Source organism: Confluentibacter lentus (assembly GCF_002806995.1).
Classification (GTDB): Bacteria; Bacteroidota; Bacteroidia; order Flavobacteriales; family Flavobacteriaceae; genus Confluentibacter; species Confluentibacter lentus.
Genome location: NZ_NIHE01000003.1, coordinates 238,956 through 254,946, shown reverse-complemented (window position 1 = coordinate 254,946; position 15,991 = coordinate 238,956). Strand labels below are relative to the sequence as shown.

The window sequence follows — 15,991 nt, the reverse complement described above, 5'->3', positions numbered from 1 at the left end:
GTCGCCAGTTTATTTTTATTTTCAAATTAGTTTGAGAGGCTTAACTCTTATGTAGAAATATAAAGCCAAAAGAAAGTCTACGGTCAAGCAAAATATATCATAACCTTCAGGGGCACTTGAGCTGTAATATGGAAATAGAATGTCCCAAATACCGTGTAGAATTAGTCCTATTATAATTAGAATAAAATTCTTCTTATAACCAAAATAAGAAATTGTAAAAAATATTGCAGCTCCAAGTATGGCATAAGTCAGCGAGAGAACATCATTCCAAGAAAAACCAATATAAATAAAAGGAATGCCAACTAATGTCAAAGCACCGATTAGTCGTTTTTCTAAAAATTGGAATATTTCCAACAAACCAATTATTGCAATAGTTACAATAACTCCTATATAAAAATCATTCATTTTTTAAAATCGTTAATTTATTAGTCATGAAGTCTTATAGTTAAAATATCAGGTATTATTTTGCCATTAAATCATGCGTTGGATTATTCCGCTGAGATCCAGTAGTATAAATTGTATTTAAACTTTTTAGCTCCTTATCATAATAAACTACAATTATTGAGGTGTTACGATTTTTGTTTTTGGATTTAATTCAGTCCTGCTTTAAAAAAAATATCTTTCAATTCCTTTTCTATTGGAAATGATTTTAGAGGTGGAACATTTGCTCCTCCGGGATTTCCGACTGGAATTTTTCCAATAAACGATTTTACTCCACCAAAAATTAAACGTGGTATTTGACCTAAAATTTCTTTTCCGCTTTTGATTTTGAATCCGAATTGCAACATTTTCCAATGTACGAATGTGTGTGAGAAAGGATATTTTTGACCGATTATGTGAGCTCGTTCTAAATGACTCCACGCACTTTTTAAGTTCCCTTTCGAATATTCAATACGGTACTTTTCAAGTTCTGCATTATAATATGGTTTTAATCTCTTTGGAAACGAAGTGTAAAATTTCATTTTTTAGTTTTTTCAAGATTTAAATTCTATTAATTTGGTTTGCTCGGAAATTGCCTAACGCCTGGATTTAAACTACCACTAATATAATGAAAATTTCCTCATAAATTCAAAGGGCTTTTAATGGTCCCTAAATTATTTTTAAAACACTTTTTCAAAAATAATATTGAAATTTGCAAAATCATTACTATAAAACCTATTTTAAAAATGCTCCGTTTGATTAGTTTCTTATTCGGTCAATAATACCAACTTATTTTGCTAAAAATTTATTAATTAAGTTTAATCGATAAGAATGAAATATTTGTATATTTAATTATAAAATAAACTGATATTTATGGAAGAAAACATTTGTATTCTCATGTCAGATTTATCAGGTTATACAGCTCTTACAGAAGTGCATGGCGCTGTTTCTGCTGCAGACCTAATTGATAGGTATATCGAAATTATAAAGGAATGCCTTGTGGATGATTGCCATCTTCAGGAACGCACAGGTGATGAGGTGATGGTTGTATCTTCAAATCCTGATTTTTTACTTGCAACAGCAGTCAGGATTATAAACTCTACATCCAATGAACATAATTTTCTTCAGGTTCATGGCGGCATTCATTATGGAAAAGTTCTAACAAGACATAACAGCTATTTTGGCACTACAATAAACCTAACATCAAGAATTGCGGCCAAAGCGAGCCCAGGCACATTTTGGTGTTCAGAAGCGTTTATCGAATCACTTTTTGATAAGAGTCTTTTTAAGCTGCAGTCGATGGGGAAGCACACCTTTAAAAATATAAGTGGAGTTATGGAAATGTATGAGTTAAGAAGTGAATGCAAAAACAAAGTTTTTATTGATAGTGTTTGCAGAATGTTGATTTTGGATATAGTCCAAGCCACAAAGCATCCTAAATTAGAAAATATCTTCTTTTGTTCGCCTGCCTGCCTCGATATTTATTTAAAAAGTCAATCTACCAATCCTGAAGTTTACTAACTATCATTATGACACCTAATATATTATTTGTTAAAAATATGGTTTGTCATCGCTGCATCCTTGCGGTAGAAGATGTTTTAAGAAATTTAGATTTACAATTTCAACAGGTCATCATAGGCGAAATTCATTTATTGATTAATTTAACTATGCAGCAAAATGATTTATTAAGCACTAACCTTATTAAAATAGGACTAGAATTGATTGATAATAGGATGCGAGGAACAATTGAAAAAATAAAACAATTAATAATAAAAAAAGCACGAAAGGAAGTTGGCTTAGCAGAAAATATAATGAAACTTTCCGTTTTCCTATCAGAAAATATGCATCACGAATATACTTATTTAAGTAGTTTATTTTCTTCCATTGAAGGCAGAACAATAGAAAATTATTTTATTGAACAACGAGTTGAAAAAGTAAAAGAACTATTAGTGTACAAAGAAATGACATTATCGGAAATTGCTTTCGAAATGGATTATAGCAGCGCTGCCCACCTTTCTAATCAATTTAAAAAAATTACAGGATTAACACCTTCACATTTTAAACAAGTTGGCTCTAATAGGCGTAAATTGCTCGATAAAGTTTAATGACAAAATTTTGTAAGTCTTACCAAAAGTAATGTAATTACATTCATTTTTACTGATGCTATTTTTGTACTATAAAATTAATTAAAAAATTAAAACAAAAATTATGAAATCAGAATTCGAAGTGAGTAGTATTTTTCAAGAAGACAACAAAAAATGTTCTAGTCTTAATTGTAGTTGTGAAAATTGCAATTGTGGAATTACTTGTGCATGTGTTGATTGCAATTAAGCATTCTTTACATTTAAATTTTTAAGCCACACTTTTTAAAGTGTGGCTTATTTGTTAACCGTATGCAATATCTAAATTCGATTTATCCAATTCAGGTGGTTTTATTGCATTATTTGCCGATTCTTATAATCATTGATATTAAATCAATCCCTTCAAAACCCCAATAACATAATCAATTTCATCCTTGGTATTATAAATGCTGAAAGAAAAGCGAATGGAAGGTTTTTGTAACTGTTCATCATCCAGAATTTCAGCTAGTACATGCGAATTTTGAGAACTACCACTTTGGCAGGCACTCCCTTTAGAACACGCAATACCTTTTAAATCCAACTGAAATAAGAACATCGTTGCCTTTGATGCAGGAACAGGCAAACAAACATTTACAAGCGTGTAAGTACTTTTTTTTATGTTTCCAGAATTTCCATTGAAAGTAACTTGTGGAATGTCATTGGAAATTTTATCAATAAAATACTGCTTTAATTCTAATATATAAGCACTTTCTTCCTCTAAATTCCCATAGGCTATATCCAAAGCTTCGGCTATACCAACAATATTGTGCATGCTCTCTGTTCCGGCCCTAAGTCCTCTTTCTTGCTCACCACCAAAAATTAAAGGTTTTAGTCCTGAATTTTTTCTAACAAAAGCAAAACCAACACCTTTTGGACCATGAAACTTATGGGCACTTGCTGCTAAAAAATCAACTTGAATGTCTTGTAAATCCAGCTTATAATGTCCAACAGACTGCACGGTATCACTATGAAACAACGCATGGTTAGCTTTGCATAAATGAGCTATCTTTTTTAAATTCAGTATATTACCAATTTCATTGTTTATATGCATTAAGCTAACAAGCGTTTTACTTTCTGTTTGCAACAATGTTTCTAAATGCAAGACATCAACACTGCCATTGACTTTTAAATCAACATAACTAACGGCGATTTTATACTCTTTAATCAACTGTTCTATGGTATGCAATACCGCGTGATGTTCAATTTTTGAAGTTACAATGTGGGTAATGCCTAAATCCCTTACGGCACTTCTTAATACCAGATTATCGGCTTCAGTCCCTCCAGAAGTAAATACTATTTCGCTAGCGGACACATTTAAGTGACTGGCTATTTGCTTCCTATATTTTTCAATAATTGATTTAGATGACCTGCCAAAACTATGTGAAGATGAAGGATTTCCATAATTATCCTTCATAACATTAGTCATCCCAATGATAACTTCATCACGAATTTGCGTAGTTGCCGCATTGTCTAAATATACGTGTTCCATTTTTTTTAATCTATGGCAAAATTACTTCAAATAAAATTATTATCAATATCAGGCGTTATAAATATCAATTCTATTATTTTTGCCTTAAAACCCAAACCAATGAAGAAATCTTTAATTGTTATAGTATTTATAAATTTAATCGTTTCTTTTTCTTGTAGTGATGGTGATGTTATTGCGGTAGAATTTGATTTTGATGAATCCTTTCAAGCTTGCGGAGAAACAAATTTAGTGTTTTATAAAACCAAAAATGACCCATCGGAATCTTTATCATTTTTTGTAGAAAACTTAACAATTTCCCAAATTATAAATGTGGGGTCAGGAAACACTCTTGTTACTACAACGTCCGGCCTATTTAATTATAGAACATACAGCAACACCACATTGCCCGACAATTTATTTTGTAGCGATGTGCCTTCTTCTGAAATAAAAATAACCCAAGATTACCAAAGTACCGCTACCGCTATTATAACAGCTACTTTAACTAAAGATGATAACGATGGCATTTTAGCTATTCTAGAAGACATAAACGGCAATGGTAATTTAGATGACGACGATACAGATGGCGACGGTATACCAAATTATTTAGATGCTGATGATGATGGCGACAATGTATTGACTAAGGATGAAAATCCTGATCCAAACGGCGACGGCGTCTTAAATGATGCCCAAGATACCGATGGTGATGGCATTCCCGATTATTTAGATGCAGATGATGACGGTGATGGCATTTTAACCCGTGACGAAGAAACAGACACCCAAGACCAAAACCCCAGAAATGATATCAGTGATAGTTTAGTAGGCCCTGATTATTTGAATAGCAATGTTGTCATTAGCGTTGCCGCCACTGCTTACAGAAACCATATCATTAACTTAAGTTATTTGGTAACCCTTAAAGTGACTGGGATTAGTCTGGATATTTTGTCGCAAGACGAATTCGATTTTGGTATTTTAGAAAACGCCGGCTTAACTGCAACAGAACAAGTTGTTCCACCTTTTAATTAGGCTCCACATTTTGAAAAATATAAACCTCGGTGGCACCTAGTCCATATTTTTGGTAATTGGCATCATAGAATTTTACATTATTGTAGCGGGCAAATAAATATTCCAATTCCACTTTAAGAACACCTTCTCCAACTCCATGGATAAAGACAATTTTTTGAATGCGTTTCGCCATGGCAAATTCCAATTGGCGTTTGGCAGTATCTAACTGAAGCGTTAACATGTCATAATTACTCATCCCTTTAGATGATTTCACCAATTGATTGATATGCAAATCAACTTCCATGGTTGGTTCGTAACGTTCTTTAGGTTTTGTTGTTGGCTGCTTTCTTTTTGACGTTTCTTTTTCTGAAATAACGGTATTAATGCTTGTATTTGTAAATAATGCTGATTTCATAGAACTATCTGACTTCTTCTTGACAAGTTCATTACTTTGGTAATCAAGTAAAAAGCCGTCTTCAGTTTCAATAGTTATGATATTATCTTTAATCATTTTAATAATTCCAGAAAAATCTTCATCTAGAACCAATACACGATCACCAACATTAAAATCCATAATTAATTAGTTTCATTGTTTTCTTCATCATTAAATTTACTGGGAATTGTTTTGGAAATTCTATAAACCCCAATCATTAGCATTGTAATCCCACCAATTAAAATAAATAGATTTTGCTCAGTGCCGGTTTTAGAATAAAGTGCAATAATAGCACCTAAGATTATAAGTGTGTAATTAATGTATTTCATTAGGATTAAAAATTATGTTCAGTGATTGATTTTAAAAAGCTTCACGAATCAAAATAAATTATTGAAAAGTAATCAATAATTTTTATTCAAATATATTATTTACTGAGATATACTGTGATACATTATTGAATTTTAAATTTAAACTCAATCAAAAAATCCAGATAACAATTCCGTTTTTAGAAATTAAGAAATATAATTTCAATCCTTTTAGTATTTTAGCAATATAATACTTTTATATGACGTCTATTGAGGATTTTATGCTGCCTTGCCTAAACAAAAAATTGTTTGGAGTAGAATGTATGGGATGTGGTATGCAGCGTTCTATTTTACTTATATTTAAAGGAGAATTCACAGAAGCTTTCTTTATGTACCCTGCTATTTTTAGCTTAATATTACTTTTCGGATTAATCGCTTTAAATACTTTCAAAAATTTCAGATATGCTAGTAAAATAATTACTATTTTGGCTATATTAAATGGACTAATCATAGTCGGTAATTTCGTTTTTAAAACCTTTCTAAACCACTAAAAAGAAATATTATGGAACAACAAAAACTACCCAATGCAACCCTTATTTTAGTATTTGGTATACTATCTATTATTACTTGCTGTTGTTATGGGATTATAGGCTTAATTTTAGGAATTGTAGCTGTAATTTTAGCTAGCAAAGCAACTAAATTATATGCTGAAAATCCTGAATTATATACAGGCTTTCAAAATGTAAAAATTGGAAAAATATTAGCTATTATTGGTATTATTTTAAGTGCTTTATATTTGCTTTTTGTTCTTTGGCTAATCTCTGCATTCGGTTGGGACACCTTACAAGACCAAGAATTAATGCAAGAAAAAATGAGAGAAATGATGGGGCAATAAACATCCTGTTTGCAATAATGAAAAAGCAACCTATTTGGTTGCTTTTTTATTGTTTTAAACTTCAAATTGTTTTAAAGTTTTAATAATGATTGAAACACAATCCAATAATTGCTCTTCATTCATAACTAAAGGTGGAGCAAAACGAATGATATTTCCATGTGTTGGTTTTGCCAATAACCCATTATCTCTCAAAGCCAAACAAATATTCCATGCTGTTTCACTGTCTCGAGTATCGTTTATCACTATGGCATTAAGCAAGCCTTTACCCCTAATTAATTTTACAATGTTACTTGTTTCAATATATTTACCTAATTCACTTCTAAACAGTCTTCCAAGTTTTTCAGCATTCTCAGCAAGTTTCTCATCTCTTATTACTTCCAATGCAGCAATAGCCACAGCGGCTCCAAGAGGATTTCCTCCAAAAGTACTACCATGCGTACCCGGTGTCATCACTCCCATTATATTGTTATTTGCCAAAGCGGCACTAACAGGATACACGCCACCACTTAAGGCTTTTCCTAAAATTAAAATATCTGGTTTAACACCTTCATGGTCAACTGCCAATAATTTACCAGTTCTGCCAATACCTGTTTGTATTTCATCTGCAATAAATAAGACATTGTATTGCTCGCATAATGCTTTTGCTTTAGCTAAATAACCTTCATCAGGCACATAAACACCTGCTTCACCTTGTATGGGTTCCACTAAAAAGCCTGATACATTTGAATTGCTTTTTAAAGCATGTTCAAGAGCATTTAAATCATTATAATCTATATTGATAAATCCATTGGAATAAGGTCCAAAATTTTTGTGTGCAGAAGCATCACTTGAAAACGACACTATAGTGGTGGTTCGACCATGAAAATTTTTATTGCAGACTATAATCTTCCCTTCATTTTCTACAATCCCTTTAACTTCATAGCCCCATTTTCTACAAATTTTTAAAGCGGCCTCTACCGCTTCAGCTCCCGAATTCATTGGCAATAATTTATCATAACCAAAATATTCGCAAGTAAATTTCTCATAACGCCCTAAAACATTATTATGAAATGCTCTAGACGTTAAGGTTAATGTTTGCGCTTGACTAATTAATGCAGCAACAATTTTAGGATGGCAATGCCCTTGGTTTACGGCCGAGTAAGCCGACAAAAAATCATAATACTTTTTACCGTCTACATCCCAAACATGCACACCTTCACCCCTACTTAAAACTACTGGTAAAGGGTGATACGTGTTTGAACCGTATTGCTTTTCTAAATTAATTGCTTGTTGTGAGGTTAATGGTTCTAAAATAGCCATTTTAATTATTTTTAAATTGATAAAATAACCATTCCTTGCTTGTCCCAAAGTGTGGGTTGGAGAGAAATCATCCTTAAATTTAGATATGCAATTTACTAAATATTAATGGCGATATAAAATAAATCAAGCCCCTTTTAATGAATAATTCAATCAAAAAAATAACTGTTGAATTCATCACAAAATAGAAAAAGAAATTACTTTTGCAGCATGTCCAGAAAAATCACGAATAAACAAATCTTTGAGCATATTGAAGTTCTTGATGCCGGTGCCAAAGGAAAAACCATTGCTAAAGCTCCTGACGGAAAAGTTATTTTTTTACCAAACGCTGTTCCTGGTGATGTAGTTGATATACAAACATTTAAAAAGCGAAAATCTTATTATGAAGGTAAGGCGGTTAATTTCCATAAGCTTTCTGAAAAAAGAACCACACCTATTTGCGAACATTTCGGAGTTTGTGGTGGCTGTAAGTGGCAAGATATGGCTTATGAACATCAACTGTATTACAAACAAAAGGAAGTCACTAATAACCTAACACGTATTGGGCATATTCAACTACCTGAAGTCACTCCTATTTTAGGATCTAAAAACCAATATTTCTACAGAAATAAAATGGAGTTTTCTTTTAGTGACAGTCGCTGGCTAACACAAGAAGAAGTTAAATCTGGTGAAGATTTAGGCGACAGGAATGCTCTAGGATTTCACATCCCTGGTATGTGGGACAAAATTCTGGATTTAAAAAAATGTCATTTACAACCAGACCCATCCAACGCCATTAGAAATGCGGTAAAGCAATTCGCCATTCAAAATAATTTAGAATTTTTCAATACCAGAAACCAAACCGGTTTTTTAAGAACGATGATGATTCGAACATCTTCCACAGGTGATGTCATGGTGGTTGTACAATTTTTTAAAGAAGATAAAGTAAATCGGGAACTGATATTAAATTTTATTGCTGAAACCTTTCCTCAAATAACATCCTTGCAATATATTATCAACGAAAAAGCCAACGATACCATTTACGACCAAGAAGTGATTTGCTATAAAGGCACCGATCATATTTTTGAAGAAATGGAAGGTTTGAAATTTAAAATAAATGCCAAATCATTTTATCAAACCAACTCGGAGCAAGCTTTTGAACTTTATAAAATCACCCGAGATTTTGCTGGTTTAACAGGCAATGAATTGGTTTATGATTTATACACCGGTACAGGAACCATAGCGCAGTTTGTTGCCGAACAGGCCAAAAAAGTGATTGGTGTAGAGTCTGTTACTGATGCCATAACAGCAGCCAAAGAAAACGCACAATTAAACAACATAAATAACGTTCAGTTCTTTGTTGGTGATATGAAACACGTTTTTAATGATGCATTCATAAAAAAACATGGTCATCCTGATGTAATAATAACAGACCCGCCACGCGATGGGATGCATAAAGATGTTGTTGAGCAAATACTTACTATAGCTGCAAAACGGGTTGTTTATGTAAGCTGTAATAGCGCCACACAAGCACGTGATCTGGAACTTATGGATGCAACATACAAAGTGGTTAAAACGCAAGCAGTTGATATGTTTCCACAAACCTTTCATGTTGAAAATGTTGTACTTTTGGAGAAACGCTAGATACTATAAAATTTGAAAATGAAATATTTAAAAGTCATTATACTATTCATTTGTCTGACCCTTGCGGGAATTACAATTAGTTGCGAACGCGATGATATTTGCCCAGAATCTACTCCCACTACTCCAAAAATGATTATAGAATTTTACGATAGCGCAAATCCAGAAAATGTAAAATTTGTTCCTCAAATAAGAGTTCAAGGTGTTAATAATGATGCCGTGCTTGAAGGTTACAATGCCGCTAATGCTCAGAAACTGGAGCTCCCTTTAAGAACAGATTCCACGGCTACACAATATAGGCTTCATAGAGATTTTTCAATGAACAATAATGGCACACCAGATGACCCTAGTGATGATTTCCCAAACGGAAATGAGGACATCGTCACTATAAAATACACAACCGAACAAGTTTTTGTATCGAGAGCTTGTGGTTATAAAACGGTTTTTAAAAACGTTTCCTTAACCATAGAACAAGACTCAAATAATTGGATATTATCAAGACAATCTGTAACCGACAATCAATCTGTAGAAGATGAAACAACAGCACATTTTTACTTATTTTTCTAGTATTATATATTTCATGCTGTTATTTAGTGTTTCTACAAATGCTCAAAATGATAGTATTGTAAGTACAATTAATGATTCCATAAAAATTAAGGAAAAATATGGACTCAGACTTGGTGCCGATATAGGAAAACTTATTCGTTCGTCTGTTGATGACGACTATTCTGGATTTGAAATTAGTGGTGATTTTAGACTCAAAAAGCGTTTATACATTGCTGGTGAAATTGGAATAGAAGAAAAAAAAGATGATAATAATTATCTTAATATCACCACAAAAGGAACCTATTTAAAAGCAGGCATCGATTATAATATGTACCAAAATTGGTTAGATATGGATAACATGATTTACAGTGGCTTTCGCATTGGAGCAAGCTCCTTTAGTCATACATTAAACAGTTATCAAACATACAATACCAATCAATATTGGGAAACACAATTTTCGTCCAACCAACCTCAAGAGTTTAATGATTTAACCGCCATTTGGGTGGAATTGATATTAGGTATTAAAGCAGAGCTGTTTAATAATTTATACATGGGCATTAATGTGCAATTAAAAGGTTTGGTGAGTCAAACAGAACCAAACAATTTTACAAACATTTATATACCAGGCTTTAATAAAACATTTGATAGTACTAAAATTGGTGTAGGTTATGGTTATACCATTGCCTACAGAATACCACTATACAAAAAGGATAAATAAAAGCTGCAAAAAATATATCTTTGCATTAAACCTATTTCCGCTTTAAATGAAAAAAAGTACATACAAAATATCTGTAATTCAGTTAAATCTCAATGATATTCCAGAAAATAATTTAAATAAATGCATCACATGGGTTCGTGATGCTGCTAAGCAAGGAGCAGAAATCATTTTGTTGCCAGAACTCTACAGTAGCCATTATTTTTGTCAGAGTGAAGATGTAGATAATTTTAAATATGCCGAACCACTATATAGTACGTCATTCATAGCTTTCAGTGATTTGGCAAAAGAATTGGGTGTAGTCATTATAGTGCCTTTTTTTGAAAAAAGAATGGCTGGTGTGTATCATAATAGCGCCTATATTATTGATACCGATGGTTCTGAAGCTGGTTTGTATAGAAAAATGCATATTCCAGACGATCCACATTTTTACGAAAAATTTTATTTTACACCGGGAGATATTGGCTTTAAAGCTTTTCAAACTAAAAAAGGGAAAATTGGCACATTAATTTGCTGGGATCAATGGTATCCAGAAGCTGCAAGACTAACGGCTCTTCAAGGCGCCGAGGTTTTGTTTTATCCAACCGCTATTGGCTGGCACCCCAAGGAAAAAGCGCAGTATGGTGACAACCAACAAGGTGCTTGGATGAACGTGATGAAAGGTCATGCCGTAGCAAATGGTATTTATGTAGCGGCTGCGAACAGAATAGGATTGGAAAAATACCTTCCAGATACTGACGGGCTTGAGTTTTGGGGTTCTTCATTTATTGCTGGCCCACAAGGTGAAATTTTAGCACAAGCATCTACAGATAAAGAAGAAATATTAATTGCTGAAGTCGATTTAAATTTACAAGAAAATGTGCGTCAGAATTGGCCATTTTTAAGAGATAGACGTATTGATAAATACGATGGCATCACCAAAAGAGTTTTAGATTAGTATGAGTGCTAGTGATTGGAGATTTCCTGCCGAATGGGAAAAACAGCAAGGTGTTTTATTATGTTTTCCGCATAATGGGAACGATTGGCCTGGAAAATATGGCGCCATTCAATGGGCTTTTATTGAGTTTATAAAAAAAGTGGCTGATATTGAACAAGTCATTCTTATAGTCGCTTCTGAAGAGCTAAAAATCAGTGTATTAGAAAAACTTAAAATGGCGGATGTTAAAATTGACAATGTTTCGTTTATCATCCAAAAAACCAATAGAAGCTGGATGCGCGATTCTGGCCCCATAATTGTCACAAAAGGTTCAGAAAGAAAAGCACTGAATTTCAACTTCAATGGATGGGCAAAATACAACAACTATAAGCTTGACAAACACGTTCCTGAAAAAATAGCCTCCTTTTTAAAAATTCCTTTAACGCAAGTCACTTACAAAGGAAAACCTGTTATTCTAGAAGGTGGTGCCATTGATGTCAATGGCAAAGGAACTTTGTTAACTTCGGAAGAATGTTTGTTAGACCCTAAAATTCAAGTCAGAAATGAAGGGTTAACAAAAGCTGATTATGAAACCATTTTTAGAGAGTATTTAGGCATCACAAACACGATTTGGTTGGGAAATGGCATTGAAGGCGATGATACCCACGGACATATTGATGATTTAGCTCGTTTTGTTAATGAAGATACCATCATAACTGTGGTTGAAAATGATACCGACGACCACAATTATGAGCCGCTTCAAGATAATTTATATAGGTTAAAAAATACTGTTCTAGAAAATGGTAAAAAACCAAATATCGTGACGCTACCAATGCCAAAACGTTTAATATTTGATGACATAAGGATTCCTGCTAGTTATGCCAATTTCCTGATTATAAATTCTTTTGTATTAGTACCAACTTTTAACGATGAACGCGATAGAGAAGCTCTCAACATTATAGCAGATTGTTTTCCTGATAGAAGGGTTATCGGCATAAGTGCCATTGACCTTATATGGGGATTTGGCACCCTTCATTGTTTAAGTCAGCAAATCCCGCAATAGCTTATCTCTACCGCTTATTATGTATATCAATATTTAACAGCGTATTAACAGCACTTTTTAAATACAAAATATACTTTTGCAATGTTATGATAATGTTACCAATACCATTATTATAAATATTAATGAAACCTTTTTTATACTACATAATTATTGCTTTAACCATTTTTAGCTGTAAAAAAGATAAAGATGATTTTGCTTTTATAGGAGGGGAAATAAGCAACCCTAATACAGACTTTGTAGTTATTTCAAAGGCAGATTCTGTATTGGACACCATTAGTCTGGATAAAAACAATCGGTTCATTTATAAAATCAATAATTTAATTAGCGGCATTTACACGTTTAAGCATGGTGGTGAAGTACAAATGGTTTTATTGGAGCCAAATGACAGCATCATGTTTAGGTTGAATACGCTAGATTTTGATGAGTCCTTGGTTTTTACAGGTATTGGCGACAAAAAAAACAATTATCTTATCAATGGATTTTTGCAAAATGAAATTGAACAAAAACGTATTTTTAAATTTTGCCAGTCTAGTCCAAAAAAGTACCAAAAACAAATAGATTCGTTAAAAGCTGAAAAGGATTCAAAACTTAAAACATTTACAAAAAAATATAACCCTTCAGAGTTATTCATTAAAATAGCTCAGGCAAACATCGATTATAATTACTACGCCAGTAAAGAAATATACCCTTTTATCCATATGGGTGATAATAAGCGTGATATTTTAAGTGCACTTCCTAAAGATTTTTATGATTACAGAAAAGAAATTGATTATAACAATGATTATAACAGGGATTTTTTTAATTACAATTCCTTTTTAAGATCTACTTTCAATAATATGGCACTTAAAAACCATCTTGACCATTCCAAGTCAGATGATTTCAACACCAATACCTTGTGTTATAATTTAGATATACTTAATGTAGTTGACAGTGTTATTTCAAACCCAGCAATAAAAAACGAATTGCTTTTTTATTATACCATGACGTATCTAACAAGAAACAATGATTCTGAAGATAACAATGCCATGCTTAAATCCTTTTTAGGTAAGAATACCGATTTGGAAAATAGAAATAATATGACATCGGTTGCTCAGTCAATAAACAGCTTAAAAATAGGAAATAGCTTCCCTAATTTGGAATTGGTTGATATGAAAAATAACGATATTAACATTGGTTCTATAATTAACAAACCAACGGTTATCTATTTTTGGTCACATAAGTTTAATAACCACTTTAAAGAAAGTCATTATAAAAAAAATGAACTTAGTGTAAAATATCCTGAAGTATCATTTATAAGTATAAATGTTGATGATAATAGTCATGATTTTTGTAAAGACACCATGAAGAAATATAATTTTTCTTTTGATAATGAATTTAAATTCAAAAATCCTAAACAATCGAGACTATCATTAGCAGTTTACCCCATAACAAAGACTATTATATTAGATAAAAACAATGTTATAGTTAACCCCCACACAAACATATTTAATGTGAATTTTGAAGAACAGCTTTTAGGGTTAATAAACAAATAGAAATAAAAAAAGCCTCAATTTAAGTTGAGGCTTTTTTATAGATTATATATCTTAGTTTCCTTTTTTGTAATCTTCTAAAAATTTAGCTAAACCAATATCTGTTAATGGGTGCTTTAATAAACCTTCAATAGCACTTAAAGGACCTGTCATAACATCAGCTCCTAATTTAGCACAATCAATAATATGCATATTATGACGAACTGAAGCCGCTAATATTTGAGTATCGAAACCATAGTTATCATAAATCTGTCTGATTTCTGAAATTAAATTCAAACCATCCGTAGAAATATCATCTAAACGTCCAATAAATGGTGATACATAAGTAGCTCCAGCTTTTGCTGCAAGCAATGCTTGTCCAGCAGAAAACACTAAAGTGACATTCGTTCTAATACCTTTTTCAGAGAAATATTTACAAGCTTTTACACCATCCTTTATCATAGGTAATTTAACCACGATTTGTTCGTGCAATTCCGCTAATGCTTCACCTTCCTTAATCATGCCTTCATAATCTGTTGCAATAACTTCGGCACTTACATCGCCATCTACAATATTACAGATGTCTACATAATGTTTTAAAATGTTATCATGTCCTGTAATGCCTTCTTTAGCCATTAATGAAGGATTGGTTGTTACACCATCAAGAACACCAAGGTCTTGGGCATCTTTTATTTGTTTAAGATTAGCGGTATCAATAAAAAATTTCATTTTGTTTTGTTTAGTAATTATTCGAGCGCAAATTTACAACTTTGTAAAAACCTAGCCTAAGAGTTTAATTAAAATATTTAACAGACTTACTTTAAGTTATTTATAATTTATAATGATTCATTAACATCTTTTCATAAACCTTATCGGGTAATACACGTTTTAACACAATAGAGATTTTTTGCATAAACGCCCCCACTTTATAATGCACTTTAGGATTTTTGGTATTGATTATCTTTAAAACTGCCCGAGCCATCATTATAGGGTTACTTCCACTATCAACATGCATATTCATTAAGTCCAACGTATCCCCATAAGGCTTTTTGTATGGAGAATTTTCCAGAAGTGGTGCATGATACCTGCCAGCGGCTATATTTGTAGCAAAATCACCTGGTGCTATACTAGTCATTTTGATGTTAAAGTCTTTTATTTCCATTCTAAAAGCTTCCGTTATAAGTTCTAACGCTCCTTTACTGGCACTATAAATACCTCTGTAAGGCAGTCCCATATAGCCTGCGATAGAAGTGATATTTATTATCAATCCCGCATGCTGTTTACGCATTTGAGGTAAAACGGCCTTGATGACATTGATGGGGCCGAAAAAATTAGTATCAAAATTAGCTTTTATTTCTACTTCTGGTAGTTCTTCAATCGCCCCGGTAATTCCTGCACCTGCATTATTTACAAGGACATCTATCCCACCCTCTTTTTCAATAATTTCTTGAATGGTTTCTTTTATGGTTTCAATGCTTTTCAAATCTAATTTTAAAATCGGAAACTTACTTTCTGAATAATTTTGGGGATTTCTGCTAGTGCCATAAACAATAAATCCGTTTTCGGTTAGAAATTCACCTACAGATTTTCCTATTCCCGAAGAACCACCTGTAATCAAAACAACTTTAGACATATTTCAATTAATAATTTGTGATGTAAAATTAACAATGAATTTAATATTAGC

At 32.5% G+C, this 15,991-nt stretch carries 19 protein-coding genes; 11 read left to right on the top strand and 8 right to left on the bottom strand.

Annotation, left to right across the window (positions count from 1 at the left end; genetic code table 11):
• Nucleotides 1-21: 21 nt before the first annotated feature.
• Both CDH50_RS07990 and CDH50_RS07985 read right to left on the bottom strand, forming a co-directional pair.
• Entirely contained in the window at nt 22-405 is a 384-nt protein-coding gene (locus CDH50_RS07990) for a DUF6010 family protein (RefSeq protein ID WP_100611485.1), read from the bottom strand.
• A gap of 185 nt (nt 406-590) precedes the next feature.
• Complete coding sequence (locus tag CDH50_RS07985; protein ID WP_100611484.1) at nt 591-962, bottom strand: DUF3703 domain-containing protein; 372 nt, start codon at nt 960-962, stop codon at nt 591-593.
• Nucleotides 963-1,293: 331 nt separating this feature from the next.
• On the opposite strand from CDH50_RS07985, the gene CDH50_RS07980 reads away from it, so the two are divergent.
• A complete protein-coding gene (locus tag CDH50_RS07980) occupies nt 1,294-1,941 on the top strand; it encodes an adenylate/guanylate cyclase domain-containing protein (protein ID WP_100611483.1) in 648 nt (215 codons plus the stop codon).
• An 8-nt stretch (nt 1,942-1,949) separates the two neighbouring features.
• On the top strand, nt 1,950-2,525 hold the full coding sequence (locus CDH50_RS07975; protein WP_100611482.1) for a helix-turn-helix domain-containing protein: 576 nt from the start codon (nt 1,950-1,952) through the stop codon (nt 2,523-2,525).
• A gap of 364 nt (nt 2,526-2,889) precedes the next feature.
• Here CDH50_RS07975 and CDH50_RS07970 read toward each other — a convergent pair whose 3' ends face one another.
• Nucleotides 2,890-4,029, bottom strand: coding sequence for a cysteine desulfurase family protein (locus CDH50_RS07970; protein ID WP_100611481.1), 1,140 nt, complete (start codon nt 4,027-4,029; stop codon nt 2,890-2,892).
• A 99-nt stretch (nt 4,030-4,128) separates the two neighbouring features.
• On the opposite strand from CDH50_RS07970, the gene CDH50_RS07965 reads away from it, so the two are divergent.
• A complete protein-coding gene (locus CDH50_RS07965; protein WP_100611723.1) occupies nt 4,129-5,031 on the top strand; it encodes a hypothetical protein in 903 nt (300 codons plus the stop codon).
• Here the strand turns inward: CDH50_RS07965 and CDH50_RS07960 are convergent.
• Together CDH50_RS07960 and CDH50_RS07955 are read right to left on the bottom strand one after the other, a co-directional pair.
• Nucleotides 5,024-5,584 carry a Smr/MutS family protein gene (locus tag CDH50_RS07960; RefSeq protein WP_100611480.1) on the bottom strand — a complete coding sequence of 187 codons (561 nt, stop codon included), beginning with the start codon at nt 5,582-5,584 and terminating at the stop codon, nt 5,024-5,026. The two genes, CDH50_RS07965 and CDH50_RS07960, sit on opposite strands and share 8 nt — an antisense overlap.
• Before the next feature lie 2 nt (nt 5,585-5,586).
• Nucleotides 5,587-5,772: an LPXTG cell wall anchor domain-containing protein gene (locus tag CDH50_RS07955; RefSeq protein ID WP_100611479.1), complete on the bottom strand. Its 186-nt coding sequence runs from the start codon at nt 5,770-5,772 to the stop codon at nt 5,587-5,589.
• A gap of 236 nt (nt 5,773-6,008) precedes the next feature.
• Here CDH50_RS07955 and CDH50_RS07950 point away from each other — a divergent pair, with 236 nt between their 5' ends.
• Entirely contained in the window at nt 6,009-6,299 is a 291-nt protein-coding gene (locus CDH50_RS07950) for a DUF2752 domain-containing protein (protein ID WP_198513455.1), read from the top strand.
• Between the two features lie 11 nt (nt 6,300-6,310).
• Nucleotides 6,311-6,643 (top strand): CCC motif membrane protein, encoded by a 333-nt coding sequence (locus CDH50_RS07945; protein ID WP_100611478.1) that lies wholly within the window; start codon nt 6,311-6,313, stop codon nt 6,641-6,643.
• A 54-nt stretch (nt 6,644-6,697) separates the two neighbouring features.
• Here the strand turns inward: CDH50_RS07945 and rocD are convergent, their stop codons facing one another.
• Entirely contained in the window at nt 6,698-7,942 is a 1,245-nt protein-coding gene (rocD, locus tag CDH50_RS07940; RefSeq protein ID WP_100611719.1) for an ornithine--oxo-acid transaminase, read from the bottom strand.
• A 207-nt stretch (nt 7,943-8,149) separates the two neighbouring features.
• Here rocD and rlmD point away from each other — a divergent pair, with 207 nt between their 5' ends.
• From rlmD to CDH50_RS07910, 6 genes are all read left to right on the top strand, one after another.
• The gene (gene rlmD / locus CDH50_RS07935) at nt 8,150-9,562 is read left to right on the top strand and encodes a 23S rRNA (uracil(1939)-C(5))-methyltransferase RlmD (RefSeq protein ID WP_100611477.1); all 1,413 of its coding nucleotides are present in this window, start codon (nt 8,150-8,152) and stop codon (nt 9,560-9,562) included.
• A gap of 18 nt (nt 9,563-9,580) precedes the next feature.
• On the top strand, nt 9,581-10,126 hold the full coding sequence (locus CDH50_RS07930; RefSeq protein ID WP_157804952.1) for a DUF6452 family protein: 546 nt from the start codon (nt 9,581-9,583) through the stop codon (nt 10,124-10,126).
• Nucleotides 10,127-10,139: 13 nt separating this feature from the next.
• Entirely contained in the window at nt 10,140-10,823 is a 684-nt protein-coding gene (locus tag CDH50_RS07925; RefSeq protein WP_232731982.1) for a DUF6048 family protein, read from the top strand.
• Between the two features lie 46 nt (nt 10,824-10,869).
• On the top strand, nt 10,870-11,757 hold the full coding sequence (locus CDH50_RS07920; protein WP_100611474.1) for a carbon-nitrogen hydrolase: 888 nt from the start codon (nt 10,870-10,872) through the stop codon (nt 11,755-11,757).
• A 1-nt stretch (nt 11,758) separates the two neighbouring features.
• Nucleotides 11,759-12,799 (top strand): agmatine deiminase family protein, encoded by a 1,041-nt coding sequence (locus CDH50_RS07915; RefSeq protein WP_100611473.1) that lies wholly within the window; start codon nt 11,759-11,761, stop codon nt 12,797-12,799.
• 122 nt (nt 12,800-12,921) lie between these two features.
• Nucleotides 12,922-14,331, top strand: coding sequence for a TlpA family protein disulfide reductase (locus tag CDH50_RS07910; RefSeq protein WP_100611472.1), 1,410 nt, complete (start codon nt 12,922-12,924; stop codon nt 14,329-14,331).
• A gap of 51 nt (nt 14,332-14,382) precedes the next feature.
• Here the strand turns inward: CDH50_RS07910 and fsa are convergent, their stop codons facing one another.
• Both fsa and CDH50_RS07900 read right to left on the bottom strand, forming a co-directional pair.
• A complete protein-coding gene (gene fsa, locus CDH50_RS07905) occupies nt 14,383-15,036 on the bottom strand; it encodes a fructose-6-phosphate aldolase (RefSeq protein WP_100611471.1) in 654 nt (217 codons plus the stop codon).
• Nucleotides 15,037-15,136: 100 nt separating this feature from the next.
• Nucleotides 15,137-15,940 carry an SDR family oxidoreductase gene (locus CDH50_RS07900; protein ID WP_100611470.1) on the bottom strand — a complete coding sequence of 268 codons (804 nt, stop codon included), beginning with the start codon at nt 15,938-15,940 and terminating at the stop codon, nt 15,137-15,139.
• Nucleotides 15,941-15,991 lie beyond the last annotated feature (51 nt).

Coding starts and splice junctions, on each gene's coding strand:
- CDH50_RS07990 (WP_100611485.1), bottom strand. CDS start 405: ATGAATGATTTTTATATAGGAGTTATTGTAACTATTGCAATAATTGGT.
- CDH50_RS07985 (WP_100611484.1), bottom strand. CDS start 962: ATGAAATTTTACACTTCGTTTCCAAAGAGATTAAAACCATATTATAAT.
- CDH50_RS07980 (WP_100611483.1), top strand. CDS start 1,294: ATGGAAGAAAACATTTGTATTCTCATGTCAGATTTATCAGGTTATACA.
- CDH50_RS07975 (WP_100611482.1), top strand. CDS start 1,950: ATGACACCTAATATATTATTTGTTAAAAATATGGTTTGTCATCGCTGC.
- CDH50_RS07970 (WP_100611481.1), bottom strand. CDS start 4,029: ATGGAACACGTATATTTAGACAATGCGGCAACTACGCAAATTCGTGAT.
- CDH50_RS07965 (WP_100611723.1), top strand. CDS start 4,129: ATGAAGAAATCTTTAATTGTTATAGTATTTATAAATTTAATCGTTTCT.
- CDH50_RS07960 (WP_100611480.1), bottom strand. CDS start 5,584: ATGGATTTTAATGTTGGTGATCGTGTATTGGTTCTAGATGAAGATTTT.
- CDH50_RS07955 (WP_100611479.1), bottom strand. CDS start 5,772: ATGAAATACATTAATTACACACTTATAATCTTAGGTGCTATTATTGCA.
- CDH50_RS07950 (WP_198513455.1), top strand. CDS start 6,009: ATGACGTCTATTGAGGATTTTATGCTGCCTTGCCTAAACAAAAAATTG.
- CDH50_RS07945 (WP_100611478.1), top strand. CDS start 6,311: ATGGAACAACAAAAACTACCCAATGCAACCCTTATTTTAGTATTTGGT.
- rocD (WP_100611719.1), bottom strand. CDS start 7,942: ATGGCTATTTTAGAACCATTAACCTCACAACAAGCAATTAATTTAGAA.
- rlmD (WP_100611477.1), top strand. CDS start 8,150: ATGTCCAGAAAAATCACGAATAAACAAATCTTTGAGCATATTGAAGTT.
- CDH50_RS07930 (WP_157804952.1), top strand. CDS start 9,581: ATGAAATATTTAAAAGTCATTATACTATTCATTTGTCTGACCCTTGCG.
- CDH50_RS07925 (WP_232731982.1), top strand. CDS start 10,140: ATGCTGTTATTTAGTGTTTCTACAAATGCTCAAAATGATAGTATTGTA.
- CDH50_RS07920 (WP_100611474.1), top strand. CDS start 10,870: ATGAAAAAAAGTACATACAAAATATCTGTAATTCAGTTAAATCTCAAT.
- CDH50_RS07915 (WP_100611473.1), top strand. CDS start 11,759: ATGAGTGCTAGTGATTGGAGATTTCCTGCCGAATGGGAAAAACAGCAA.
- CDH50_RS07910 (WP_100611472.1), top strand. CDS start 12,922: ATGAAACCTTTTTTATACTACATAATTATTGCTTTAACCATTTTTAGC.
- fsa (WP_100611471.1), bottom strand. CDS start 15,036: ATGAAATTTTTTATTGATACCGCTAATCTTAAACAAATAAAAGATGCC.
- CDH50_RS07900 (WP_100611470.1), bottom strand. CDS start 15,940: ATGTCTAAAGTTGTTTTGATTACAGGTGGTTCTTCGGGAATAGGAAAA.